The sequence below is a fragment of the Stenotrophomonas sp. STEN023 genome, assembly GCF_056760135.1.
The window spans coordinates 68,808-94,287 of the sequence record NZ_JBRREF010000001.1 but is presented as its reverse complement, the minus strand read 5'-3'; the positions used below and the strand labels follow the sequence as shown (position 1 = coordinate 94,287).

Below are 25,480 nucleotides of genomic sequence, written 5' to 3'. Positions count from 1 at the left end.
TGCTTTCCGTATGTCTGCCAACGCAGGCCACGGCCAACCCCGACTGGAGAACTGCAATGAAGATACTCACCATGGCATTGGCCACCCTGACGCTGGCTGCCTGTACGTCGACACCGACGGTCAAGACGGACCAGGCCAGCAATGCGGATTTTACCAACTACCATTCCTATTACTGGGCACAGAAGCCTTCCGGTGTCTCGCCACTGGTCCAGCAACGGATCGTGGACGGCATCGATGCGCGGCTGCGCGCCAGAGGTTGGACTCAGGGTCAAAGCAGCGGCGATGTTGCCCTGGCCGGGCATGTGGCTACCTCGCAGAAGCAGACCTTGGACACGTTCTACACCGGTACCGGCATGGGGGGCTGGGGCTGGCGCGGCGGTTGGGGCGGCAGCATGGGCATGGGTTCGGCTAGCACGACAGTGCATACCTACGACGTGGGCACGCTGGTGCTGGACATGTTCGATGCGCGCACCCAGCAGGCAATCTGGCGTGGCACAGCCAGTGGCACGGTTCCCAGCTCGCCAGAGAAGGTCAACGAAGCGGTTGAGGCGGGCTTGAACAAAATGTTCGCCGAGTTCCCAGGTGGTTCTTCCACGCCTTGAAGCACGACAGGTTTGTCTTGGCGCGGGCCTGGCCCTCTCCCACTGGCTCATGGCCGGTTCCGGGCCCGCGTCGTTTTTATCCCTCAGCATCTTGATGTCCGTATCGGGGTGGCATATGCGCAGCGCATGGTTTGGTGGAAGCACAGCGGCACGCTGGTTGCTGCTTGCAATCATGGCGGTCAGCAATCCGGCTGTTGCCGCTGGCCAACAATCACCGCCGCGCGCAACCACGACGGACAATGTCGATGCGCGACCGTTTCCGCGCGCATACTCTGCTGACGGAATCAACTTCCACCTGCACCAGCCACAACTGCAGTCGTGGCAAGGCGAGACGCTGCGTGGTCAGATGGTAATGTCGGTGGATACCGGCGAACACACGGGTGCGGATGGCAAAAAGCTGCCCACCGCCGACTACGGTACCCTGGACTTCAGTGCACGGACCCAGGTAGACAAGCAGGCACGTGCCGTGGTGCTGTCGGACACCGTGATCAGCAATGCCAATTTTCCGACCGCCACTGATAGGCAGGCGGTGTATCTGGCTGCCGCACGCAAGCAACTGCTGGCAACGCCGACCCTGACGGTGTCGCTGGACCAACTGGAGTCGGCACTGGCCGTTGTCGGCGCTGCCGCACCAACACCGTTCCAGCCGGTGCGCAATGATCCGCCGGAGATCATCTTCAGCACCACGCCGGCGGTGCTGGTGCTGGTGGACGGTAAACCCGTGCTCAAGCCTGGCAACGCGGCTGGCGTGCAGCGGGTGATCAACAGCCGCTCGTTGCTGCTGCAGCGTGAAGGACGCTACTACCTGTCGCTCGGAGGCCACTGGGCCAGCGCAGCCACACTTGCCGGACCCTGGAGCCCGGAAGCCACGCCTGCTGCAACGCTGCAGCAGGCGGCCAAAGCAGCGCTCGATAGCCGCCAGGTGGATGCGATGGCTGAGCCACCGGCAGCACTGAAAAGCTTGTTGGACGCTGGACAGTGGCCGGACGTCTACGTGCGTAGCAGTCCAGCCGAGCTGATCTCGGTACAGGGCGAGCCGGCGTTCGCAGCGATCCCTGGTACCCAGCTGAGCTATATCACCAATACCGGTGCCGACGTGTTTGTCGATGGTGCCGCAGGACATCGCTGGTACGTTCTGGTATCAGGGCGCTGGTTCAGTGCGCAGAGCAGCCACGGCCCGTGGTCGTACGTCGCCTCACGGCAACTGCCTGCGGGCTTCGTCAAGATTCCGCCGGATCACCCCAAGAGCGGCGTGCTGGCATCGATTGCTGGTACACCGGAGGCGCGCGAAGCACTCATCGCCAACAGTATTCCGCAGACCGCCAGCGTGCAGCGCGGCAGCGTAAATCTCGACGTGAGTTATGACGGTGCACCGAGCTTCGTGCCAATCGAAGGGACCAAGCTGCAGTACGCACGTAACACCGCAACGCCAGTGCTGCGGGTGGATGCCAGCCATTTCTATGCGGTCGACAAAGGCATCTGGTTCGTCGCCAATACCGCAACCGGTCCGTGGACGGTTGCGACGTCGGTACCGGCGGTGATCTACAGCATCCCGACGCGCTCACCGCTGCACTACGTCACCTACGTTCGCATTTACTCACATGACAACGACCAGGTACAGGTTGGCTATACGCCGGGCTACTACGGCACCGTGGTGTCCGACAACGTGGTGGTGTACGGCACTGCATATCCCTGCAGTCCCTGGATCGGTACTTACTGGTATGGCTGCCCGTTGACCTATGGCATGGGGGTGTACTTCGGCTGGAACGCCTGGGTTGGTTGGACGTTTGGCTGGGGTTGGGGCTGGTACGACGGTTGGTACGGGCCTTACAGCCCCTGGTGGGGACCGTGGTACGGGCCAGCCACGCCGTGGGGGTGGTGGGGCGGCGGTGCGGCCGCATGGAACGTCTACGGGCATTGGGGCAACGCCGCTGTGCGCGGCACCGCTGCTGCCTGGGCTGATCCATGGACAGGCAATGTCGGTCGCGGCGCACGCGGAGGCTTCTACAACGAGGCGACAGGTGGCCGTGGTGCTGGCCGCGCTGGTATCAACACCAATCTGTATACCGGCACGACCACAGCCGCTGCGCAAGGTATCCGTTACAACCCGCAGACCGGTCGCGTGGTTGCTGGTGGTGGCGCGGTGGCGGTGAATCCCTATACAGATCGCGCAGCAGCGGCAGGCGCACGAACCGTGGTCAACGACCGTACCGGTCGGGTGACCGAGGCAGCGGGTGGTGCGCTTGCCGGACCGCATGGTGCTGCCGGTGGCGCGGCCTTCGATACGCAAGACCGGGCGGGTAATGAAGCCAAGGGCGCTGGTGGTTTCCACTACAACGCCGATACCGGCACGCTGCATCATGGCGGTGTCGTCGACGTCAATGACAACATCTATGCCGGTCACGATGGCCATGTGTATCACTACAATGACGGTGACTGGAGCCAGCTCACCCGTCCGGACACCTCGAAGAATCTGAGCGGACAGACCCGGCAATCACTGGACCGCGACCGCGCCGCGCGCGAACGTGGTGACGAACGCATCAGCGCCCGCCAGCCCACGCATGTCAATGTGCCGCGCAGTGGCGGCGGTAGCGGCCGACCTGTCGGTGGCTTCCGGCCAGGGCTGGGCGGCGGACGGATGCATGGCGGTGGATTCCGCCACTGATGCCTGCACGGCTGCCACTGTGGCTGCAGCTGCTGGGCTTGCTACCGTGCGCTGCCAGTTTGCACGCGGTTGCGGCAGACCCAGCGGCCGCTACTGGCGGTGATGTGACCACAGCCGCATCTACGCAAATCGCAGATGACAAGCCAGGATTCTGGGAGCTTATGCATGATCCGCAGGACGGCAAGCTCGACGCATCGCGCTGGCTATTGGAGCGCAAGGGCGGTTTCCTGCCGGTGCCTATCATCATCACCGATCCTGCAGTTGGCAATGGTGGTGGCGCCGCGCTCATTTTCTTCCGCCCCAACGCGCGGCCTGCGGTCGTACCAGGCAGCAGCGAGCAACCCGCGATGGTTGCACCGGACATCTATGGTGTTATGGCAATGCGCACCTCCAACGGTACCGAGGCATTTGGTGCCGGCGCGGAGCTGCACTTCGACGAAGACCGTTGGCGCTATCGAGGTGGTGTTGGCAAGGCATCTGTGAATCTTGATTTCCACACGCCAGGCAACAAGCTGCTTCCACCCCGTGAGATCAGCTATAACGCCGATGGCATTGCCTCGTTCCAGCAGGTATTCCGCCGTCTCGGCAAGCGCGAGCTGTACCTTGGCCTGGCCTGGATCTACATGGATCTGGAGCTTTCGTTCAATCCAGACAGCGATCGCACGTTCTTCACTGACAAGGAACTTGCCAGCAAGACCTCGGGACTGGGCTTGTCGTTGGAGTACGACAGCCGCGACAACACATTCACTCCTTCGCGGGGTTGGCTGGGAATGGTCGAAGGCAACGCCTATGACGAAGCCTTCGGCAGCGACAGCAACTTCCAGAGCTACCGAGGGCATGCGTACGGCTACCTGCCTTTGGGTAGCAGCACGGTGCTGGGCCTGCGTGCAGACATGCGCTGGGCCAATGGCGAGGTGCCTTTCTATCGCTTGCCATACATCGACCTGCGCGGCATTGGTTCGGCGCGCTACCAGGACCGACGCGCGGCCACGCTGGAGACCGAACTGCGCTGGAACATCAGCCATCGTTGGGCCTTGATTGGCTTTGTCGGTGCTGGCCGCACCTGGGGCCGTCATAACAGCTTTGTGGACGGATCCAGCCAGGTCAGTAAAGGGGCGGGTTTCCGCTACCTGCTGGTTCGCCAGCTGGGCATGTATGCCGGCATCGATTACGCCTGGGGGCCGGAGGACGAGACCTTCTACATCCAGATGGGCAGTGCCTGGCGCTGATGAAAAGGAGAGCGTGGTGAAAAGATTCTCGATGCGATGCGGATTCGTGATTGTGGCGCTGCTGATGCACGCCTACGCCTGGGCCGCCGAGCCCTTGCCGTCGTGGCAGGACGGTCCATCGCGCAAGGCGATCATCGCATTCGTCGACCGCACTACCAGCGTCGGCTCCGCCGACTTCGTGCCGGAGCTGCAGCGTATTGCCACCTTCGACAATGATGGCACGCTATGGGCGGAGCAGCCGGTGTACTTCCAGGTGTTCTTCCTGATGGAGCGGGTGCGGGCACTGGCTGCGCAGCATCCGGAAATGAAGGACACCGAACCCAGTCGGTCAATCCTCGCCGGCGACATAAAAGGGGCATTGGCAAGCGGTGAGAAGGGTTTGATGCAGCTCATGGCAACCACGCACGCAGGCATGAGTGTGGAGGAGTTCCATGCCCAGGTACTGGACTGGGCCAAGCACGCACGTCATCCCACCAGCCAGCGTCGCTTCACCGACATGATCTACCAGCCCATGCGGGAGTTGCTGGACTACCTGCGAGCGCATGGTTACACCACGTATATCGTCTCCGGTGGCGGCCAGGAGTTCATGCGGCCGTGGGCCGAGCAGACCTACGGCATCCCGCCGAACCAGGTGATAGGCAGCTACGGCGAGCTCGAATACCGGCTGCGCGATGGCGTGCCGACCCTGATGAAACTGCCCGAACTGGGCCTGTTGGATGACCATGCAGGCAAGCCGGTCGCCATCCAGCGCTTCATCGGGCGCCGCCCGCTGTTCGCCTTCGGTAATTCCGATGGCGATCTGGAGATGCTGCAATGGACCAGCGCAGGGCAGGGGCCGCGTTTTGCCGGATTGGTTCACCATACCGACGCCGAGCGTGAATGGGCCTACGATCGCAATTCGAAAATCGGCACCTTGGACAAGGCACTGGATGCGGCAGCCACTGGCAAATGGGTCGTTGTGGACATGAAGAACGAATGGAAGCGCATCTATCCGGACAAATGAGTGCTCGGCTCATAACCGGATGGAGGCGTGCTGCTTACCTTTGCCGTTTCCCCGGATGGACAACCTGACGAGGTGGCTCATGAAAATCAAAGCTGGTTATCTGCTCCTCGGCGTGCTGGGCGCGGTGGTGGCCATTGCACCGCCTGCCGGCGCCGAGCCGTCCAACAAGTGGCGGATCGCGGTCAACCATAGCGCCAATGTTGCCGGTGAACTCGAGTTCTCACTGACACCCGAAGGAGCGCAGGCGAGCAGTCTGCTTGTGCCAATACCAGCGGGCACCCACGAGAACCGCGTGGCGCATCTCATCCGCGATGCAATTCGCAAGCAGTACGGGACGTCGCTGTACAAGACCGAGATCGATGACGGCGAGGATGTGCTGGTCAAGGTCCGTGGACGCAACCCTGATATCGACCTGGTACTGGTGCGGAACACCGCTGAAGGGCTGAGCCTGCACTTGAGCAGGGAGTGATGCCGACAGGTTGAACAAGCACAGAGCGCTGCGCAACTGCACAGCGCTCTGTGTTGGTGGGTGCCGATCAGGCTCTGGCGGCCTTCTTCGCCGTTGCCTGCTTTTGCGCTGCAGCGCTGCTCTTCTTGGGAGCGATATCGAGCTTCCCCAGCCGGATCTGCACCTGTTTGATCTTGCCGGTGTAGACAAAGGGAAGCTCATAGGTGAAGTCGATCGGTGAGCCGATATCCATCCCGATGTCCAATCCTTCGCCCAGCGAGAACTGCACCGGCACCGTACGTTCCAGGCGTCCCTTGAGCAGGGTTTTGCCATTGGCGCTGAGGGTGATCGTCCCGCCTTTGCCCATGCCGCCACCGTCGTACTTGAAGTCGACCACCAATTTCGTCTTGCCGGGTGGCAGCGCCTGTGTGGCGGCGAAGGTGGTGCGTTCCTGGGAGAGAAAGTTGTAGACGAAGGTCGGCTTTCCGTCGCGAAGGTAGAGTCCATAGCCGCCTTCCAGCCCGCCGTGGGTGACGATCATGCCCTCGGCAAGTCCCTTGGGCACCTCGATTTCGGCGGTGATGGTCCAGGACTTGTTGAGCATCGGCGGCGAGGCACCATCCGGCACGGCGATGGTGCCGGGGTAGTAGGTGATCTCCTCGCGGCCACGTACCAGGCTTGGGCGGCCCATGGCTTCGGAATTCAAGCGCGCGCTCGCCCGCCAGTCCAACGGCAGTACGTTGTACTTGGCGGCTTCAACCCACCAGGCGTCCTGCAGCTGGCGCAGTTTCTCCGGGTGTTTGCGTGCAAGGTCGTTGGCCTGCGAGAAATCCTCCTCCACGTTGTAGAGTTCCCACGGTGCGCTGTCTGGATCCCATTCGCCGCGGTTCGGCTCCCACGGTACGAACGAAGGCGAGGAGGCCATCCAGCCATCGTGATACAGGCCTCGGTTGCAGCCGAGCTCGAAGTACTGGGTCTTGCGGGTCTCCACAGCCTTCGCATCCCACAATGCCGAGGCGAAACTGATGCCTTCAATTGGCTTCTGTGCAACACCATTGAGTTCGCGTGGTGCAGTGACCCCGCACAGTTCATACAGCGTCGGCACAAGGTCGATGGTGTGCAGAAAGTGGCTGCGCAGTGCGCCCTTGTCTTTTATTCTGGCGGGCCAGGAGATGATCATCGGGTTGCGGGTGCCGCCAAAATGCGAGGCAACCTGCTTGGTCCACTGGAACGGCGTGTTCATTGCATGCGCCCAGGCGGAAGGGAAATGGTTGAAGTGTTTGGGGCCGCCGAGCTCGTCAATGACCTTGATGTTGTCGGTCCATTTCTCGCTGATGCCGTTGAAGAACAGGTTCTCGCACAGTGAACCCTCAAGGCCACCTTCGGCGCTGGATCCGTTGTCGCCGGCGATATAGATGAAGATCGTGTTGTCGCCGCCGGGAAGTGCCTTGCAGGCATCGACAACGCGACCAAGCTCGTAGTCACAGTGCGCTGCGTAGCCGGCAAACACTTCCATCATCCGCGCGTAGAGGCGCTTCTGGTCAGCATTGAGCGAGCTCCATGCCGGCAATCCTTTCGAGCGGGTGGTCAACTTGGTGTCCTTGGGAACGACGCCCAGCTTCTTCTGCCGCTCCAGGGTCAGCTCACGGTACTTGTCCCAGCCACCATCGAACTGCCCTTTGAATTTGTCCGCCCACTCACTCCATATATGGTGCGGCGCATGCGTAGCGCCGGTGGCGACATAGAGCATGTAGGGGTGGTTGGCAGCCAGGCTGCTGACCTGGCGTACCCAGGCGATGGCCTTGTCGACAATGTCAGTGGTGAGGTGGTAATCAGGATCGGTAGATTTCGGGACGAGGTTGCGGTTCTCGTAGAGAATCGGATCCCAATGGTTCATGTCGCCCGCATTGAAACCATAGAAATAGTCGAACCCCAGACCATTTGCCCAGCGGTCGAATGGCCCGGCCTGGCTGGTGTCCCACGGCGGTGTGTTGTGGTTCTTGCCGATCCACGCGGTCATGTAGCCGTTCTGGCGCAGCACTTCACCAACGGTTCCGCAGCTCTTGGGCAACACGCAGGTGTAGCCATCGTATCCAGTGGCCAGCTCGGTGATGCCGGCGAACGAGGCGGAGTGATGATTGCGCCCGGTGATCAGCGCGGCACGGGTTGGGCTGCACAGCGCAGTGGTATGGAAGCGGTTGAAGCGCAGGCCTTCGGCGGCCAGCTTGTCCATGGTTGGCGAGGGTATCCCGCCGCCAAAGGTGCCGTACTGGCCGAAGCCGCAGTCATCAATCAGCAGCAGGACGATGTTCGGCGCCCCATCGGGCGCGGCTACTGGTTGCGGAAACTGTGGTGGATCCGACTCCAGGTACGTCCGGCCAACCGCACCGGGGAACTTGAAGTCCGGACGCGGCAGGATGTTGGGAGTTGGGGCGGACGAAGTGCTGGACGCTGCGCCGGAACGTTTGCTGGCCATGAGTGTCTCTCTCCAGGGAGTCGGTACTGAACTGCCGCCGATACGTTCAGAGCACCCGAAGAACCAATTGCGGAAGCGACGGGGCGACGTTGCTGCAGGGCAGGGATTACCCGTTGAAATATGTTCCTGCGCCGGTACGCCGGCTACAGAAAAAAGGCCTAGGCCAGCTCAGTACATTTACTGCTCCAAGTAAGACTACGCAGGTATGGAGGGAAGGTTTACTGATGCGCCTGGGCCATCTACGAGCGAAGCTTCGAGCAACGTTGGTTGGCGAGCGTCAGCGGGAATGATTGCCGGTACGAGGATGACAGTCGGTGAGCATCGCCTTGGGTCGGATGGACAAGCGCTGCGTGCAGCGTGTTCTCGTGCAATGAAACCTTGAATGAGAAGGGTTGGAGATGAACGTAGTGGCTGTTATCGCAAGGGAGCAGGAAGTGCTGCCGTTGAGAGCGTGGCTGATACGTCTGACAGAGCCAACAGTCGCCGTGATCGACATGCTCGCCTTGATCCTCATCGTCGCCGCAACGGCGATTGCGTTCGTAAAGGTCATGAAGATACTGGCGAAAGGTGGAACCAATGTGCAGCGGCGTGACATCTGGCTCGACTATGGACGATGGCTGGTTGCCGCGCTTACGTTCCAGTTGGCCGCAGACATCATCGAATCATCGATCTACACCACATGGGACGCGATTGGCCAGCTTGCGGCGATCGCGGTGGTACGGACATTCCTCAATTACTTCCTGGAGAGGGACATGGAGGAGATTCGTGAGCGTCAGCACCATGGGCATGCCGAGCCGGAATAACGGCGCTTACAAGTGCCTGGAGCGCCAGATCACCAGTGCGCCCTGGCTTCCAATCAACCGTAGTTGGAGCATGGCCCGGCAGCAGCTTTCGTTTGCCAGTGCAGTGCTTGCATCAGGCCTGTCATCTGCCCGAGCTGCGTGGTATTCCGGGCTCGGCAGAAGCAGGCGCCGAGCCAGTCGCGGACTTTGCATGAACATGTATCAGCGGCGCGGCAATCAAAATCAATGTGGCCAACAGCAATGACAGCGTCACCCGTATCGGACAGATCTTCATCGTCATGCTCCTCAGCTGATGAACAGCCAGACGGCAGTCACGCCACCGAGAAATAGCAGGCCCAGGGTGACGATGGTGGTTGCGCGATGACGCGACACCATCACCCCACGATCGATGTCCCTGCTGACATCTCTATAGCGAAGTAGCGACCAGACCAGCAGGGCGAGGCCAAGTACAACCATTCCGAAGCCCGCGCTCTCGGCATTGCGCAGCAGCAGGTGGTCACCCTTTGGCACATCGTCATTCTGGATGAGGTAGCCACTGAACCGATTGATGGTGATTCCAAAGCCAATCAACGAAACCGTGGTGCGAAGGTAAGCCAGATGCGTGCGCTCGTTGGCAAGGTGCGTGCGGCCACGGGCAAGAACGGTGGACGTAGTGGGCTTTTTGGCTGGTTCGGGGGGGAGGGGAGGCTGACTCATGATGTCCTCGCTGACGTCTTCAGTGCCCCCGAACTGTGGCGCGTAGTCGCAGCTTGTGCATGCGTGGCAATGCTTAGCTTTCCCCAGTAAATCTACCAGCCAAGATTCAAGTGAGTACGGCGCTCTGCCAGTAGAAATACCGGGAGGAAGTTGATGGCTTTACTGAGGTAAGTGCCAACTGCATGGCACATGCTATGACACCATCGCGTCCTGCCAGCAAAGGCAGCCCTCGCAATCAGATAGTTGCGCCTCGCGCCAAGGCCAGATCGGAATGAGGTAAACATGTTCTCAACCAGTTACCCCTATCTTCCATTGTGGCTACTGACGATACTGTTTCTTCTGTTGCTGTTGGGTGCTCGGGAGATCGGCGCACTGATTCGACGCCAACGAGATGCTTGGCGTTCAAGCAAGCCCGTTTTTGCAAAAGATGAACTTGCCTCGGACGAGATGGCAGACGGCGACGCTTTCGCAATGACGTCGGTACTTGGCCTTCTGGCGTTGTTGATCGGATTTACGTTCTCGATAGCGCTTGGACGATACGACGAACGCCGTCAACTCGTGGTCAAAGAGGCCAATGCACTCGGTACGACCTGGTTACGGACCGATCTTTTGCCGGTCGGCGAAGCTGATCGGGTGCGGGATGTGCTGCGGCGCTACATCGATGTCCGGGTGGAGTTCGCGAGGGCAGGTAGCGCCGATGAAGAGGTGCGGCGGTACGCTCGCACGGTCTCCGCGCAAAACGAGCTCTGGAACGCCATGACGCAAGGGGTGGCGAGCTTCCACGACACGCCGCGTGCGTCGTTGCTGATCAGTACCACCAATGAGTCGATTGACCTGGCTGCGGAACGTTATGCGGCGCGACAAGACCACATTCCACCACGAATCCTGCGCATGCTGTTGTTCTTTGCACTTCTGGCTGCCGGCCTGGTCGGTTACGAGCGCGCGCAACAGCGGAAGGCTACCTCGCTGCTGCTGCTGGCGTTCTCGTTGGCAGTGAGCCTGGTGCTGGATCTGGATCGCCCGACCACAGGCATGACCATGGTTCCGCAGGAGCCAATGCTGGACCTGCAGCGCAGCGTGCATTGAAAGCCACATTGGAACCAAGAGGAATGCAGACGATGAAGCCTTTCTTGATCCTTGTCCTTGCGGCAGCCCCGGTCATACCTGGGATGGCCGCCGCCCAGGATGCAGACGAACTTGCCAAAAAGCTGTCCAATCCCGTCGCCGCCTTGATCAGCGTGCCGCTTCAGTACAACTATGATGAAACCTGGGGTGATGAAGGCTACCGGCATCAGCTGAACGTCCAGCCGGTTGCGCCGTTCTCCATCTCCGAGGATTGGAACGTCATTTCGCGCACCATTCTTCCTTTGGTCTACCAGGACAACGTAATTCCGGGCACAGACCAGGCCGGGATGGGTGATATCACCCAGAGCTTCTTTTTCTCCCCGAAAGAATCTGGCCCTGGAGGTCTGGTCTGGGGTGTTGGTCCTGTGCTTTTGGTACCGACCGGCACCGACGATCTGAGTGCTGATACCTGGGGCGCGGGGCCAACGCTCGTTCTGCTCAAACAGGATCACCAGTGGACCTACGGAGCGTTGGTCAACCATATTGTCGACGTGGCCGGCGTAGGTAGCCGGCGCTCCGATATCAGCACAAGCTTCGTGCAGCCCTTCCTTTCGCGCGCGTTCCCCGGCGGCCGTACGCTGACCTTCAATATGGAGTCTTCCTATGACTGGAAAGCGAGTCAGTGGAGCGTGCCGTTGAACATCGGCTATTCGAAGGTGACAAAGATTGGCAGTCAGATGATCAGCTTCCAGGGCGGCGTTCGCGGCTATATGGAGACGCCGCGTGGCGGCCCGGATTGGGGTCTGCGCTTCACTGTGACCTTGCTGTATCCACGCTGAGCCAATCAGCGCAGCGGGAAGCCTGACGCTCCTAGGCGAGGTCCTGCTCGGTGACCTGTCGTGCGCGTGTGCTGTCATGGCCAACGGCGCGATCGGCCAGTGCTCCGTTGGCGTGTACGGGACGGACCCGATCAGAAGGATATCGTCCCAGTAAGCATCAGCGGATCGCCTTCCAGCCGCCGGCTGACATCGAATTCATGCAGCCAGCGCAATGACACCGCCACGCTCATGTCTTCATGCTTGTGCGTATACGAGACGACGGCGCCAGCAGCGAGTGAGTGGCCCTTGAAGCCATTGAGGCGGTCGGCAAGCGGCCCGCTGTCATCGCCGATCTGCTCGATCCAGCCACCAACTCCGCCAAGCCCCCAACCGTTGGGCCAGCGCTTGACCAGTTGTGAGTCGACGTGGAATACGGCACCGCTGCGGTAGTTGGTCGCATTGTTGCGGGTTGAGAAATCAATGCCCGCGGACGTGCTCCATTCCACCGTGCCATGACTGCTAAGTTGGGTGTAGGCAACCGTGGGCGTATACACCCAGGCGTTGAGGCTGGGGTTTGCCAATCGATCCGGGTCATAGCTGCCTGCCGGAGCGGATATCGATAGTGCCAGCGACAGATGGTGGGTCTCGTCGAAATGGTAGCCCGCCGTCACCGGTGAGAAACTGATGTCGTAGAGATCACCTTTGAGGCTGTCGTTGACCTGGCCCGTCAGACGTCCGGCAGAGACATGCGCGGTGAGGTCGATGTTGGCAAATGGCACGGTCAACAATGAAGCGAAGTTCCAGCGTCCGGGTTTGGTCGGCCACACATACACACCGCTGATCGAGTACAGATCGAAGCTGGCGTCCATGCCCAAGGTGGCGACGCCACTGATCGGCAGCTCGCGATCGGCGTCGAATTGCCCGGAGTAATGGACATAGCCCAGCGCCATGTTCCAACCGGGTTTCGGCGGAACCACGCCGGCGTAGTCGGTGACCTGCAGGCCGGTGATGGAGCGACCCAGCCCGCCCTCAACCGCGTGCGCCGGTGAGGCCAAGCCAAACAGGGAAACCACGCCAGCAATCACTCCGGCGATAGCAGTGGGAGGAGGGAATCTGCTCATGGTCACCGGTCCGCGCGGGGAGGGGAGGCGCTTCAAGCACCGATGACTAGAATTCGGCATGCACAAACCGCAGGCAATACGTAAAGACTCGCAGGTAAGTTCGGTAAAATTACCGGGTCAATGGCAAGTCGTGGCTCTATGGGCCTGCGGTTGAGATAGCTGCGCGATGTTCAGTGTCTCTGCGAGGATCGCGCCGCATAGGTGTCGTTCGCCAGACAGTTGACCAATACGGTGACTAACCCCTTGAAACACACGGATGCCCCGGCACTGACCAGCGCCACGGCAAGTCCACGGCTTTGGATATCCCAACGCGTGGACCTATTGCCGGCGACGCTGGCGGAGGCGTGCCATCAGACACGATGCGGATGCCATGATCGCCGTTAACGAGATCCGCACCATCAAATTCGCGGTTGATGCCGAACGCCTGCGAAAGCTTGCCAGGGCCGTTGGCCAGATCGATCAAGCGTTTCGCGGCAGGTCTGGCACGCTGCATCAGATCCAGGCCGTCAAGCGGCTGCGCTGCGCGCAGCAGCACTCCCACGCCTTCATCGACTTCCCCGCAGACCGCGTTGCTGCCCCAGTGCATGCCATAGGTGAAATAGACATATAGATGTCCTGGCGGGCCGAACATCGTTGCGTTGCGAGCTGTCTTTCCGCGATACGAGTGGGCAGCAGGATCCTCGCTGCCAGCATAGGCTTCAACTTCAACGATGCGCGCACAGCGACCATCCGCGCGCAGGAGTAGCTTGTTGAGCAGGTCCGGAGCCACCGATGTCGGGTGACGGCGGTAGAACTCACGCGGCAGCACCGACATACCTACAGGCAAGGACTTCTTCTTCACTTGTCAATCCATTCCGCAGTCAGTGCCGACGCAGATCATGGTGTCGCGATTCAGTATCTGCGAGCGGTCCGGGTCGTCAGTAGGGCGCCGGCATACCTTACGACAGGATGAAGGTAGCCGGGCCCGAGCCATTGGCGAGAGGATTTGCAGCGGGAGGGAGCGTCGAGATCTCGGTTCAAACTGCTGCAGCCTTACCAATCGGTAGGTGCGTAGTCCTTCAGGAACTGGCCCCAGACGTGCTCGCCAGTGTTGAAGCCGTGGATGATCGGGTCGACGATGCGTGCGGCGCCATCAACGATGTCCAATGGTGGGTGGAAGCGTTCTTCCTGCACCTTGCGCGCTGCCAGGCCCGCCGGATCTTCGTCGGTCACCCAACCGGTATCCACACTGTTCATGTGGATGCCGTCGTTCTGGTAATCGGCTGCCGAGGTGCGCGTCATCATGTTCAGCGCGGCTTTAGCCATGTTTGTGTGCGGGTGACGGGTGGTCTTGAAGTTGCGGTAGAACTGACCTTCCATCGCCGACACGTTGACGATGTGCTTGTCGCGCTCGGGCGTGGCCAGCATCAGCGGCTTCAGGCGCGCATTGATGATGAACGGTGCGATGGCATTGACCAGCTGCGTTTCCAACAGCTCCACCGACGGTACTTCGGCCATGCGCAGACGCCAGGAATTGCTGTCGCGCAGATCCACCTGCTGCAGGTCCTGATCGAGGCGGCCATCCGGGAACAGGTGGTGCTGGCCCAACAGTTCGTCGGCCAGCAGCGGCACCTGCGACAACTCGGCGGCGCGGGTCAGCCCATCAGTGCCGATCGCTTGCGGCGACGGCAGCGCGGCGGCTGCGACCGGTAGCAGGTCAGCGCTGCGCAGGCCTTCATAATTACCGATCAGCTTGCGGATGGTGTCCGGCAGGCTCTGCACGGCAGCGGTCTCGCCAGCCATCATATGCGCGTAGAACTGCGGCGGACGGCGTACGGTCTGGCAGGCGTTGTTGATGATGAAGTCCAGGCGGGTGCGCGTGGCCAGCAGCTCGCTGCAGAACGCTTCCACGCTGGGCGTGTGGCGCAGATCCAGCCCGTATACCTGCAGGCGGTGGCCCCACACGGCGAAGTCGGGTTCTTCGGCATATCGTGCCGCCGAGTCGCGCGGGAAGCGGGTGGTGACGATCAGCTCGGCACCGGCACGCAGCAGTTTCAAACCAGCCTGATATCCGATTTTGACGCGGCCACCGGTCAGCAGTGCCACACGTCCGCGCAGGTCGGCGGTCTCGGTGCGCTTGATGTAGTTCAGGTCGGCGCAGGCCGGGCACATCTGGTCGTAGAAGTGATGCAGCTGGGTGAACTTCTGCTTGCAGACATAGCAATGGCGTAGTTCGGGCGAATGCACCGGCTCATCGACTACGGCAGCGCCTTCACCGTTGCTGGCATCGTGCAGGCCGGCGGCATGCGGCGGGAAGTAGTTCGGCGTGCTGAATACCGGTTTGCGGCGCAGGGCGCGGATGCCGGTCTGTTCAAGCAATGCTTCGGACTTGCGCACCTTCTCCTGATGGCGCTCCCGGGCCTGCTTCTTGAGCATCTGCCGGCGCGCCTTCGGTTCCGGGTGGAATACCTTGGCGACGACCTGGTGCAGGCGCACGCGGTCTGCTTCGGGCAGCGCGTCGAGCATGCCGCGATCGGCTTCGATCGCCTCCAGCAGATCCAGCGCTTCGCGCAGGCGATCGGCCAGGGGCAGGGCAGGGGCAACAGGTGTATCGATGGCGTTCAAATGACGATCCGGGAATAGCGGCAGTAAGCCATGAATGGACAGCAGAGCGATGACCGCCTCGATGCGGGTCCATGCTGTAACGGGCCGGGAACGCCGGCCGACGGCAATTGTCCCAGATATCAGGGGGTTGGCGCCAATGTCGGGGCAGCACGGGAAGCTGAACCACATCTCGGCATCTGCTGAAGGCCCAGAAGACCGGGCGTTTGTGGGGCTGGAACGCCCTGGAACCCACACGTGCTCAGGTGCCGGGCGCTAGCGCTGAACCGACGCTATGCAGCGAAGCAGCACTTTGAACCGTGCCAGAAAGCGAACGAGCCAGATGAATGACTTCTGGGAGAGGGTGGGTTGGCGACTGCGATGCTAGCGTGCTGGCCACTGCTGCTCTGCCCAAACCTGAAGGTTCCGATGCGCAACCCCTGTTCGGTATTGTTGATGGCGGCCATCGCCGCAGCCTCCGCTGCGGCAGCTGACAGAGCACACGCCACTGATGCCAGCTCCGTCGACCGACACCAGCAGGTGGACGCGATCTTTGCACCATGGGCAGGCCTGGCAACGCCAGGCTGCGCCGTAGGCATCTCGCGCAATGGGCTGCTGGACCATGCACGCGGTTATGGCATGTCGAACCTCGAGCACGGCGCCGCGATCACACCGGATTCGGTTTTCTACATCGCCTCCCTCTCCAAACAGTTCACCGCGTTCTCCATTGGTCTATTGGCGCAGGACGGCAAGCTGTCGCTTGATGACGACATCCGCACCTACCTGCCGGAGATGCCGGACTACGGGAAGACCATCACCATCGCGCAGTTGATGCACCACACCAGTGGCCTGCGGGAGCAGGGGCAGCTGCTGAACCTTGCTGGCTGGCGCGCCGATGATCTCTATACCCAAGCAGACGCGCTATGGGCGATAACGCGTCAGCGCGCTACCAACTTTGATCCTGGTAGCGAGGTGGTCTATGGCAACTCCGCCTATACGCTGTTGGCGACGATCGTGCAGCGGGTATCGGGAAAATCGATGCGGGCATTCGCTGACGAGCGGATCTTCAAGCCGCTGGGCATGACCGACACCCATTACCACGACGACCACAACGAGATCGTTCCGCGGCGCGCATCCGCCTACATCATGCGCGAGGGCGGTTGGCGTATCAGTATTCCCAATGCTGAATATTTCGGTTCCACGGGCGTGTTCAGTACGGTTGGCGACCTGCTCAAGTGGCAGCAGAACCTGATTGATGCACACGTTGGCGGCAAGCCGCTGAATGCCTTGATACAGACGTCCGGTAAATTGAACGACGGCACCGAAATCGGCTACGGCGGAGGCCTTCGACTGGCCGGGTATCGTGGCCTGCGAGCGTTGGGCCACGATGGCATTGACGGCGGCTACCGTACGGAATCCATTCTGTTCCCTGATCAGCAGTTAGCGGTTGTAGCGCTGTGCAATGGATCGACGATTGCGCCGGGCGAGCTAGTGCGCAAGGTGGCCGACGTGTATCTGGGTCACAGCATGACCGTTGCCGCACTGAAACCGGCCATGGCAATGCCAGCAGCCGAGCAGGCGGCATTGGCAGGCACCTATTGGAGCCCGTTGACCGATGAGGTGGTGCGGATGGAGTGGAAGGACGGCGCTTTGCGCCAGGTCGGTGCAGCTGCGGCGTTCGTGCCAATTGGTGGTGGTGCGTTCCGTCCTGGCCAACAGGCACACGAATGGCGCTTCGTCGCACCTGCATCCAGCGCCACATCCAATGCCCGGCTTGAACTACGGATCCGGGATTCCTGGCCCACGGAACGGGTGTTCAATCGACTAAACGAAGCCGTGCCCGTTACTGCTGCGCTGGCCGCTTTCACCGGGCAATACCGAAGCGACGAGATCGCGACCACCTACAACGTGCGCGTCGCGAACGGACAGTTGATGCTCAGTTGGCCACGCCAGTACGACATCGGACTCGATGCGGTTGGTGGCGACCGCTTCACTGCTTCACGCGGGACGATCACATTCACCCGGGACCTGGCTGGCAACGTGGATGGGTTGACCATCAGCAACCGCCGCCTGCGGCGATTCAAGGCGGAGCGGATTGTTGCGCGGGTGCAGGAACAGCCAAACCGTGTGGAAGCCGTCGAAACCTCCATGCGCTGATATTCCTGTTCGCCGCACAACGGGACGTCATGAATGAGTTTTCAGCTAACGGCTCAGTCCAACAGGATTATCGGACGCATAGTGGCTATCGTTTGCACCATGGCCCGTATCCCAGGATAGGAAGGCCCAGCGTTTTGTCGGTGCCAGCCCAAGCCGGTTCAGTGGCGACTGGTCGTGCCACTGCGCTACCTTGTTGCGCTCATCTATCTGCAGCTCGCCGAACAACTGCTCCGTCTGACGAATCAGGTCCTCGGCAGTCTGCGCCTGGTCCAATGCTGAAACCGGCAGGTAATCGAGCCGGGGTTCCCGTCGCATGTCCCAAAGCAGCTCCATCACATAGCGATGGTCTGGCATGGGGATCCATTGCCGGTCAAGCAATGCTGCAAGCTCCACGACACCAGTACGCGGTTGCGTTGTGCAGGTCACGTAGGCGCGCTGCGAGGCGTGCGCATCGAGCTTCATCAGCGCCCGTTCGAGCTCGGGCACCATCAGCGAACGTGAGGCGATGGCGACGTCACAGACAGGCACTTCACTCCAGTCGTCCTCCCATGACAAGTGGTGTGCTTCAATGTTGTGTACCTGCTGCACGCCGATGGCAGCATGCAGGCCATCAAGCATGCCCTGGCTGTAGTCCAGCGCGTGAACCTGTTGCACCTGCGCGGCGATTGGAATGCTCAGCAAGCCAGGGCCGCATCCCACGTCAAGCACACTGTCCACACCGCTCAGGTCGAGCCGTGCCAGGAAGGCCTCGCTGTAGTCGTCATGCCGTCGCTTCCAGCTGGATTGAGACGCCCGCGCATCCCAATCGCTGGCTGGCTTGGCTTGGAAGCCGCAGGCCAGCAGGTGTTGGCGGTAACGGGACATATGATCGATCGGGGCTGGAAGTGAGGTCATCAGGACAGTTGCTGCAAGGTAGGAAGAGCGGTGGAAATACGTGAGGCATCGACGTTGTATAGCTGCGCGAGCCGCTCTGGCGTAGCTACTTGATGCGCTGGTCCAACCGCTTGCAGGCTTCCATTGGCCATCAGTGCAATGCGGTCAGCCACCTGCAGCGCATGCTGCGGCTGGTGGGTGGACAGCAGCACGCCGATGCCGCGATCAGCGAGCGTCCGGACCGTGTCCAGAATGCGTAGCTGGTTGCCGAAATCGAGACTGGCGGTGGGTTCGTCCATGATCAGGACCTGCGCACGTTGGGCAAGTGCGCGCGCGATCAACACCAGCTGGCGCTCGCCGCCGCTGAGTGTGCTGACCACACGCTGTGCCAACGTCGCGATCCCAAGCTGATCCAGGCAGTCAATGGCAATCGCTTCATCTGCACGCGTTGGCGTGGCCAGCACACCAAGATGGGCGGCGCGGCCCATGGCAACCACTTCCAGTACTCGCCAAGCAAAGGCGAAGGGCGCCGACTGCGGAACGTAAGCCAGTTGGCGGGCACGCTGGCTGCGGCCGAGCAGATGCAGTGGCGCCCCCTGCAACTCAACCTGTCCGGAAACGGCAGGAAGCAGGCCAAGCAGCGTGCGGAACAGGGTGGTCTTGCCGCAGCCATTGGGGCCCAGCAGGCATAGCACTTCGCCTGCCTGCAGGTGCAGATCCAGGGGTGTGCCCAAGGGACGCCGACGGTGGCCGATCGCCAATTGGCTTGCTTCCAGCAGCTTGACTTCCGTGCTCATACACGGCTCTCGCTGCGTGCAAGCACCAACAGGAAGCACGGAACGCCCACGAACGCAGTAAGAATGCCAAGCGGCAGTTCAATCGGAGCCAAAGTGCGTGCAAGCGTGTCGGCGGCAAGCAGAAAGCTGGCACCAAGCAACAGGCTGGCCGGCAACAGCCGACGGAAGTCCGCGCCTACCAGCAGACGTGCTATATGCGGCACCACCAGCCCAACCCAGCCGATGATGCCAGCCAGTGACACAGCGGCAGCGGTGCACAGTGTAGCGGCGGCAATCAGCGTCCAGCGCAACGGCGTGACCGCGACTCCCAATGCACTTGCTTCTTCGTCGCCCAGGCTCAGCAGGTTGACCCGCCAGCGCAGCAATAGCAGCGGTAACAAGCCGACCAGCAGCAGCGGTGCAGTCACGCGTAGATCATCAACCACAACCGCGTTCAAGCCACCGAGCAGCCAGAACGTGATCGAGGGAAGCTGTGTGTAAGGATCTGCCAGCAACTTCAGCAGCGAGATGCCAGCGCCCAACAGCGCTGATACTGCAACGCCGGCCAGCACCAATACCAATATCGGCTCGTGCCGGCGCACAAGTGCGGCTACCAGACAGACAAGGCCAACTGCGGCCAGCCCGCCGGCAAACGCGAATCCCTGCACCAGCAGCAAAGGCAGGCCGAGGAACAGTGCCAGCGACGCACCGAGCCCTGCGCCCGCTGACACACCGAGAATGTCGGGCGAGACCAGAGGATTGCGGAACATTGCCTGGTAGGCGGCCCCTGCAGCAGACAATACGGCGCCAATCAGCACCGCGGCGATCACGCGTGGCAGGCGGATGTTCCACAGCGCCGCATGCACGGCAGGCGGGCTTGGCTCGCCGATGCCGAACAGCTGCCAGCTGATCGCCTGCATCAAGGTTGCTGGAGATATGGGGAACTTGCCAAGCGAGAATGCCAGCAACACCATTGTCGCCAGCAGCGCCCAGCCTCCGGCATGCCAAGCCCAACGCGGCATTGGCCGCATTGTCACAGGCGACCATCCAGGCTGCGAGCGATCTCATCAGGCAATGGCTGGCTCCATAGCAGCTGATGCAGCGCGCTGATGCGCGCACGTAACGCGTTTGGCGCAAGCGCAGGCGACGCGCCTGGGTGCAGGCGCGACAACAACCACGGCAAGCCCGGCAGACGATTGATGCCGGGCGGCCCATCCAGCCAGCCAAACGGCAGCGACGGCGCGCAGTGCAGGCGGCCTTCGCGAACCGCACGCAGGCTGCGCCAACGCCCGTCCTTGGCAGCGCTTGCAGCAAAAGCGGCATCCTGGGTGAGGATCACGTCCGGGTCCCAAGCCAGCAGCTGCTCCAATGAGACACGTGCCAGGCCTCCTTTACCCGCCGCCGCCGCAACATTGCGGCCACCGCAGAACTCGATGACCTCCGTGTTGATCGAGCCGGCCAGGCCACTTTCAAGTCCATCGCTACCGCGGCCGTAATAGACTGTCGGGCGCGAGCTGGCAGGGCGGGCGACGAGTACCTCGCGTACCAGCGCCAGCTGTGCTTCCGCTGCCTGCGCCAGCGCCTCGCCACGCGCGGTAACGCCGAGCAGCCTGCCGACATGGCGCAGCTGTGCGGGATGATCGGGCAGGCGGCCAGCTACCAGCTCGACCGGAATGCCAGTCTGCTGCCAAACGCGCTCGGCGGAATCGCGGTAGCTTGCGTCGAAATCACCGGCATCCAGCACCAGATCCGGCTGCAGCTCAAGCAGGCGTTCAAGGCTGACGGTGCTGCCACGACCGGCAAGCCGACCGACCATCGGCAAGCTGCGCAGTGAAGCAGGTAGCTGCGCCAGTGCTGCAGGCGAAACCCGCATCGGCCAACCCAGCAGCCGTTGCGGCGCGATTGCCGCTACCAGCACCGCCGCGGGTGCGCCGGCGGCAAATACCCGCTGCGGCGTGCTCTTGGATTCACCCAAGCGCAACACCCGTTGTGCGGGCATGGCCAATAACTTGCCCCCGGCAAGCAACAGCGGAGCAAGCGCAAACGCCTGCAACAATGCGCGACGCTTCATGTCACCTCCTGATCTTGCGAACGACAGCCATCCCACCACTGTTGAAGTGCGTGGTCCGTAGCGGGGAGTTCAACCGCCATGCCGCCGGTGAAGTCCCTCCATGCACTCAGATAAGGCAGCTTCACTGCTGTGAGTAGGGGAATGCCGGCCAGCATCAGTGCCAGCAGTTCGTCGGCCATGCCACCTCCCTGTGACTCCAAGGTGCCGAAACGATTGGCGATCACCAGCGCCGCGGGTTCCTGCACTGCGCGACGCAGTACCACGCTGGCATCAGCGATGCCGCGGGGATCAAGATTGCAGCCACAGGAGGCAGCGCCCAGCGCCTGGCTGATCGGGTAACGCGACTGTGGATCGGTCACGTCCATCAGCACCATGTGTTTGCCTGTGGCGCTTGGCTCATACGGAAGGTGCACCAGCCCGCGGACGCGATGGCCTGCTGCGAGCTGGCGGGCAGCGAATGCCGCCAGCAGTCCATCAGGCTCGCCGTTGCCGTCATGCACGAGGGCGGCGATGCGTGCTGGTTGAAGACTGCTCATGCTCAATACTTCCAGTTGGCGTTGGCAAACCAGGTGCGGCCGGGCATCGGGTAGCCATCGGCCAGCTCATACCATTTGTCGCCGATATTGCGCACACCCAGATCGAAGTCGACATTGCCACGCGACGACCAGCTCGCTTTCAGTCCGGTGGTGCTGAAGCCCGGCAGGGCGCGTACCGGTCGTGCAGTGTCGGCATAGCTGACCTTGCGGCCTTGTTCGGCCTCCAGCGTGGCCTGCAGTCGCAGCTGCGGCTGCAACTGCCAGGCAACCGCCATGAACAGCCGCTGCCGCGGGGTGTCGAGCAGGGCCACGTTGCGGTTTTCCAGGTTTGTACGGCGCAGCCAGGTGTAGCTGCCCTGCAGATCCCAGTCGTCGCCAAGATGCTGTTGCAGACCGAGCTCCAAGCCAACGTTGCGGGCGCGGCCGATGTTCTGCGCCTGGTTGCAGGTACGTCCGCCGCACTCCGTGGAGGCAACTATCGCAGTCTGGATCAGGTCATCAATGCGGCTGTGGAACACAGCTGCCTGTAGCTGGCTGCCTTGCCACCAGCTGCCGCGCAGGCCCAGTTCAAAATGCGTGGCGTGCTCAGGTGCCAGGTCCGGGTTGGGGAGGGCGGCGCCCATGCGGGCCGAGTAGCGGTCCTTGATGGTGGGGAAGCGGGTGCGACGGGCGGCACTTGCATACCATTGCTGGTCTGGCGCCAATTGCTGCAAGTACTCAAGTACTGCATTGGTGGCGTCGGCGCTGCCGGTAGGCCAGTAATAGACCCGTTTGGCCTGACGGCGATCATAGCCGACGCCTGCTCGCAGGTGCGCGGTGTCGGTCAAGGCGATGCGGTCTTCAATCGCCACCGAGGTGGTGACATCGCGGTAGTCCTTGGTCGGCGAGTGTGGGTTGCGCTCGCTGTGCTGGTCTTCCTTGTAATGCAGCGCAAGCTGCAGCTGCTGGCGGGACAGTGCGTTGTTGGCCAAGGTGAGCGAGCCACCAATTGTCTTGTCGTCGTAGATGCTGGGGAAACTGGTGTTGTCCAGGGCGGTCTGATAGCTGCCGTCGGTGTAGGCCTCCAGCCCGTTGCCGTAGGTATCGCGGTACAGGCGGGTGCGCAGTGTCGTGTGCTGGCCAAGCTGGGTATTGCCGATGAAGTAAAGGCTGTCCTTGTCCCACCACGGCCAACGCCAGTAACGGATGCCGCTGCGAGCGGTGCCCGTGTAAACCGGGTTGCCCTTCTCGCCATCCTGACGGGCGTAGCCGATGGCATATTCATCGCCCTCGCGCGGCGCGTAACCGAGTTTGAACGACAGCCTGCGATCCTCATGATCGGCATTGCGGCGATCATCGCCGGTGTCGGTAGGCACGCGTTTGTAATCCACGAAACCGTCGGGAAGCGGAAATTCATCCGCCTTAAGGATCGACCAACCGATCTGGTAGTACCAATCACCTTGGCGGCCGCCAAGGTTCACTGCTGCCTTGCGCTCGCCGCCATCCGCGATGCCAAGGCGCAGGTCGGCCTCGAATGGGCGCTCTGGCCGCCGGCTGATCAGGTTGATGGCACCGCCCAGGATGTTGGGGCCGTAGAGCAGCGAAGCGGCGCCGCTCGCGACGTCGATGCGGGCGAGGTCGAAAGTGGTGAAACGGCCGAAATCGACATAGCCGTCATAAGGGACATAGAGCGGAACGCCATCAAGGAACACCGGTACCTGGCGGGGGTCAAAGCCGCGCAGGTAGACCATGTCCTCGTTACGGGAATTGCGCGCCTGGCTGACGCCGGGCAGCACGCTGACAGCGTCGCCGACGGTGTTGCGGTCCAGTTGCTGGATGCGGTCGGCATCCAGGCTGCGCTCGGCGACGGTAGGGGAGGTGCCGCGCTCGGCATGGACGTCGACACTGCCCAAGGTGAAAACCGGAGGGGCGGCTGCCGTATCGGCAGCTGCGGCGGACAGGGGAAGCAGTAGGGCTGACAGCGGCAGAACGAAACGACAAGTGCGCATGATCGCATTCCTCGGGTTCGCTATATCCAAGATGATATAACGGTGCGGTAAGGTCAACTTCGTGACCGATGCGGGGATTCTCAGCGGCCAGCGCCAGGTCGTCCTTGATCGATATCAAGCCGGAAGGAGATCGCCCGGGCCTTACACTGGCAGCAACTACTGCAGGCAGGACCAGACAAGATGAGCGAGACCGACCCCATGCTTGAGCTGCAAGGCAGCCTATGGCTGAACGTGGCCGGGCAAAGCCTGGGCGGTCGCGGGCGCTTCGCCTTGTTGGGCTTCATCGACGCCTGCGGGTCGATCAGCCAAGCCGCCAAGCGGATGGGCATGACCTACAAGAATGCATGGGATGCCGTGGACGCGATGAACACCGCAGCGGGCGAACCGCTGGTGGCGCGCAGCGTAGGCGGCCGTGGCGGCGGTGGCGCCCAACTGACCGAACGCGGTCGCCAGCTGGTTGCACGCTTCGAGCAGCTGGAACGTGCGCACCGCGCCTTTCTGCAATCCCAGCAGGCTCCCGCTGGTCTGGACGAAGACATGGCACTGATACGGAGAATCGGCATGATCACCAGCGCACGCAATCAATTCCACGGCAGGATCAGCGCTGTTGCCGCTGGTGCGGTCAACGATGAGGTGCAGATTGAAGTCGCGCCCGGGCTGACGGTCGTTGCGACCATTACCCATGGCAGCATGGAATCGTTGGGGCTTGAAGTAGGCATGCCAGCGTACGCTTTGATCAAGGCGTCATCGGTGATACTGGCGCAAGACAAGGGCGCGCGGTGCTCGGCGCGAAATCAGTTCAGCGGCAAGGTCGGGAGGATCACGCTGGGCGCCGTGAACGATGAAGTCGTGGTGGACATTGGGCACGGTTGCAGTGTTGTCGCTGTGATCACCAGAGGTAGCACTGCTGTGTTGGAACTGCAGGATGGTGCCCCTGTCGCCGTGCTGTTCAACGCTTCAAGCGTGATAGTTGGCGTGTCAATCTGATCCGCCAATGAATGCGAATACCCGTCAATACTGCTACGCAGAATCATGATGTATGAGCACGGCGCGTCCAGCAGGGCACGCGCAGGTGTGATTGGGTTTCAACGAAACATTGCCATCGACATCGAGTCGGACGCCTACATCGCTGTGCGGTAGGTGCTGCCATGTTCCATCCCTGTGACGCCGACGAGCCCGCTCGTTGAACCAGATCTGTGGCCGCGTTCAAGCGGCATCGCGGGTGGCCTGGCGTTGATTGGCGAATGACAGCCACCTCGCGTTGCTTTCATGCAATGTCGGGGAAAGCACGATCTGAACAGCGAAAATGCGGAGCGAGAGGCGCGCTGATCTGCATCGTTGTCGATTACGAAAAGTGAAGGCGCGTGAGCGATTGCCTGCGAGTGCGGAATGCATTTTCCGCGCGTTTCTGAAGCGAGTATTCAGCCTCTGATGATGCCGCGACGTGATTTTGAAAGTTCTTGCATGGAGCCATCCGGAATCGCCGGATAAGGTCTCACTCCAATAGAAACCGATCGCTTCGATGCCCGAGGCGGTGCGCTGGGACGTGGCGTTCCAGCTCATTGGTTTCAGG

At 61.6% G+C, this 25,480-nt stretch carries 22 protein-coding genes; 10 read left to right on the top strand and 12 right to left on the bottom strand.

What is annotated here, in order from left to right:
• The first annotated feature begins 56 nt into the window (after nt 1-56).
• From ACVOLV_RS00410 to ACVOLV_RS00390, 5 genes are all read left to right on the top strand, one after another.
• Nucleotides 57-602 carry a DUF4136 domain-containing protein gene (locus ACVOLV_RS00410; protein WP_481552654.1) on the top strand — a complete coding sequence of 182 codons (546 nt, stop codon included), beginning with the start codon at nt 57-59 and terminating at the stop codon, nt 600-602.
• Nucleotides 603-717: 115 nt separating this feature from the next.
• A complete protein-coding gene (locus ACVOLV_RS00405; RefSeq protein ID WP_481552653.1) occupies nt 718-3,267 on the top strand; it encodes a hypothetical protein in 2,550 nt (849 codons plus the stop codon).
• A 161-nt stretch (nt 3,268-3,428) separates the two neighbouring features.
• Complete coding sequence (locus ACVOLV_RS00400) at nt 3,429-4,496, top strand: BamA/TamA family outer membrane protein (protein ID WP_481552652.1); 1,068 nt, start codon at nt 3,429-3,431, stop codon at nt 4,494-4,496.
• Between the two features lie 31 nt (nt 4,497-4,527).
• Nucleotides 4,528-5,499 carry an HAD family hydrolase gene (locus ACVOLV_RS00395; RefSeq protein WP_481552651.1) on the top strand — a complete coding sequence of 324 codons (972 nt, stop codon included), beginning with the start codon at nt 4,528-4,530 and terminating at the stop codon, nt 5,497-5,499.
• A gap of 79 nt (nt 5,500-5,578) precedes the next feature.
• Entirely contained in the window at nt 5,579-5,968 is a 390-nt protein-coding gene (locus ACVOLV_RS00390; RefSeq protein WP_481552650.1) for a hypothetical protein, read from the top strand.
• Between the two features lie 67 nt (nt 5,969-6,035).
• On the opposite strand, the gene ACVOLV_RS00385 is transcribed toward ACVOLV_RS00390, so the two are convergent.
• Nucleotides 6,036-8,423: an arylsulfatase gene (locus tag ACVOLV_RS00385; RefSeq protein ID WP_481552649.1), complete on the bottom strand. Its 2,388-nt coding sequence runs from the start codon at nt 8,421-8,423 to the stop codon at nt 6,036-6,038.
• Nucleotides 8,424-8,830: 407 nt separating this feature from the next.
• On the opposite strand from ACVOLV_RS00385, the gene ACVOLV_RS00380 reads away from it, so the two are divergent.
• Nucleotides 8,831-9,226 carry a DUF1622 domain-containing protein gene (locus ACVOLV_RS00380; protein WP_481552648.1) on the top strand — a complete coding sequence of 132 codons (396 nt, stop codon included), beginning with the start codon at nt 8,831-8,833 and terminating at the stop codon, nt 9,224-9,226.
• Nucleotides 9,227-9,511: 285 nt separating this feature from the next.
• On the opposite strand, the gene ACVOLV_RS00375 is transcribed toward ACVOLV_RS00380, so the two are convergent.
• Entirely contained in the window at nt 9,512-9,922 is a 411-nt protein-coding gene (locus ACVOLV_RS00375) for a YidH family protein (RefSeq protein ID WP_481552647.1), read from the bottom strand.
• A gap of 282 nt (nt 9,923-10,204) precedes the next feature.
• On the opposite strand from ACVOLV_RS00375, the gene ACVOLV_RS00370 reads away from it, so the two are divergent.
• Both ACVOLV_RS00370 and ACVOLV_RS00365 read left to right on the top strand, forming a co-directional pair.
• A complete protein-coding gene (locus tag ACVOLV_RS00370) occupies nt 10,205-11,008 on the top strand; it encodes a bestrophin-like domain (RefSeq protein ID WP_481552646.1) in 804 nt (267 codons plus the stop codon).
• Nucleotides 11,009-11,031: 23 nt separating this feature from the next.
• Nucleotides 11,032-11,826 carry a transporter gene (locus ACVOLV_RS00365; RefSeq protein ID WP_481552645.1) on the top strand — a complete coding sequence of 265 codons (795 nt, stop codon included), beginning with the start codon at nt 11,032-11,034 and terminating at the stop codon, nt 11,824-11,826.
• Nucleotides 11,827-11,957: 131 nt separating this feature from the next.
• On the opposite strand, the gene ACVOLV_RS00360 is transcribed toward ACVOLV_RS00365, so the two are convergent.
• The 3 genes from ACVOLV_RS00360 to ACVOLV_RS00350 form a co-directional block, all read right to left on the bottom strand.
• Complete coding sequence (locus ACVOLV_RS00360) at nt 11,958-12,926, bottom strand: SphA family protein (protein ID WP_481552644.1); 969 nt, start codon at nt 12,924-12,926, stop codon at nt 11,958-11,960.
• 235 nt (nt 12,927-13,161) lie between these two features.
• Nucleotides 13,162-13,740, bottom strand: coding sequence for a DNA-3-methyladenine glycosylase (locus tag ACVOLV_RS00355; RefSeq protein WP_481552684.1), 579 nt, complete (start codon nt 13,738-13,740; stop codon nt 13,162-13,164).
• A gap of 218 nt (nt 13,741-13,958) precedes the next feature.
• The gene (locus ACVOLV_RS00350) at nt 13,959-15,530 is read right to left on the bottom strand and encodes an SDR family NAD(P)-dependent oxidoreductase (RefSeq protein WP_481552643.1); all 1,572 of its coding nucleotides are present in this window, start codon (nt 15,528-15,530) and stop codon (nt 13,959-13,961) included.
• A 405-nt stretch (nt 15,531-15,935) separates the two neighbouring features.
• On the opposite strand from ACVOLV_RS00350, the gene ACVOLV_RS00345 reads away from it, so the two are divergent.
• Nucleotides 15,936-17,663 carry a serine hydrolase domain-containing protein gene (locus ACVOLV_RS00345; protein WP_481552642.1) on the top strand — a complete coding sequence of 576 codons (1,728 nt, stop codon included), beginning with the start codon at nt 15,936-15,938 and terminating at the stop codon, nt 17,661-17,663.
• A gap of 45 nt (nt 17,664-17,708) precedes the next feature.
• Here the strand turns inward: ACVOLV_RS00345 and ACVOLV_RS00340 are convergent, their stop codons facing one another.
• Genes ACVOLV_RS00340 through ACVOLV_RS00315 form a run of 6 tightly spaced genes read right to left on the bottom strand, consistent with a single transcriptional unit; the run spans nt 17,709 to nt 23,907 of the window.
• Nucleotides 17,709-18,557, bottom strand: coding sequence for a class I SAM-dependent methyltransferase (locus ACVOLV_RS00340; RefSeq protein ID WP_481552641.1), 849 nt, complete (start codon nt 18,555-18,557; stop codon nt 17,709-17,711).
• Nucleotides 18,557-19,333, bottom strand: a complete 777-nt coding sequence (locus ACVOLV_RS00335) for an ABC transporter ATP-binding protein (protein ID WP_481552640.1) — start codon at nt 19,331-19,333, stop codon at nt 18,557-18,559. The genes ACVOLV_RS00340 and ACVOLV_RS00335 overlap by 1 nt, the downstream gene beginning before the upstream one ends.
• Nucleotides 19,330-20,334 carry a FecCD family ABC transporter permease gene (locus tag ACVOLV_RS00330; protein ID WP_481552639.1) on the bottom strand — a complete coding sequence of 335 codons (1,005 nt, stop codon included), beginning with the start codon at nt 20,332-20,334 and terminating at the stop codon, nt 19,330-19,332. The genes ACVOLV_RS00335 and ACVOLV_RS00330 overlap by 4 nt, the downstream gene beginning before the upstream one ends.
• An 11-nt stretch (nt 20,335-20,345) precedes the next feature.
• On the bottom strand, nt 20,346-21,383 hold the full coding sequence (locus ACVOLV_RS00325) for an ABC transporter substrate-binding protein (protein ID WP_481552638.1): 1,038 nt from the start codon (nt 21,381-21,383) through the stop codon (nt 20,346-20,348).
• Nucleotides 21,380-21,919 carry a DUF2478 domain-containing protein gene (locus ACVOLV_RS00320; protein WP_481552637.1) on the bottom strand — a complete coding sequence of 180 codons (540 nt, stop codon included), beginning with the start codon at nt 21,917-21,919 and terminating at the stop codon, nt 21,380-21,382. Before ACVOLV_RS00320 ends, ACVOLV_RS00325 begins: the two co-directional genes overlap by 4 nt.
• 2 nt (nt 21,920-21,921) lie before the next feature.
• Entirely contained in the window at nt 21,922-23,907 is a 1,986-nt protein-coding gene (locus tag ACVOLV_RS00315) for a TonB-dependent receptor plug domain-containing protein (protein ID WP_481552636.1), read from the bottom strand.
• A 180-nt stretch (nt 23,908-24,087) separates the two neighbouring features.
• On the opposite strand from ACVOLV_RS00315, the gene ACVOLV_RS00310 reads away from it, so the two are divergent.
• Nucleotides 24,088-24,894, top strand: coding sequence for a TOBE domain-containing protein (locus tag ACVOLV_RS00310; RefSeq protein ID WP_481552635.1), 807 nt, complete (start codon nt 24,088-24,090; stop codon nt 24,892-24,894).
• Between the two features lie 219 nt (nt 24,895-25,113).
• Here ACVOLV_RS00310 and ACVOLV_RS00305 read toward each other — a convergent pair whose 3' ends face one another.
• On the bottom strand, nt 25,114-25,470 hold the full coding sequence (locus ACVOLV_RS00305; protein WP_481552634.1) for a hypothetical protein: 357 nt from the start codon (nt 25,468-25,470) through the stop codon (nt 25,114-25,116).
• Nucleotides 25,471-25,480 lie beyond the last annotated feature (10 nt).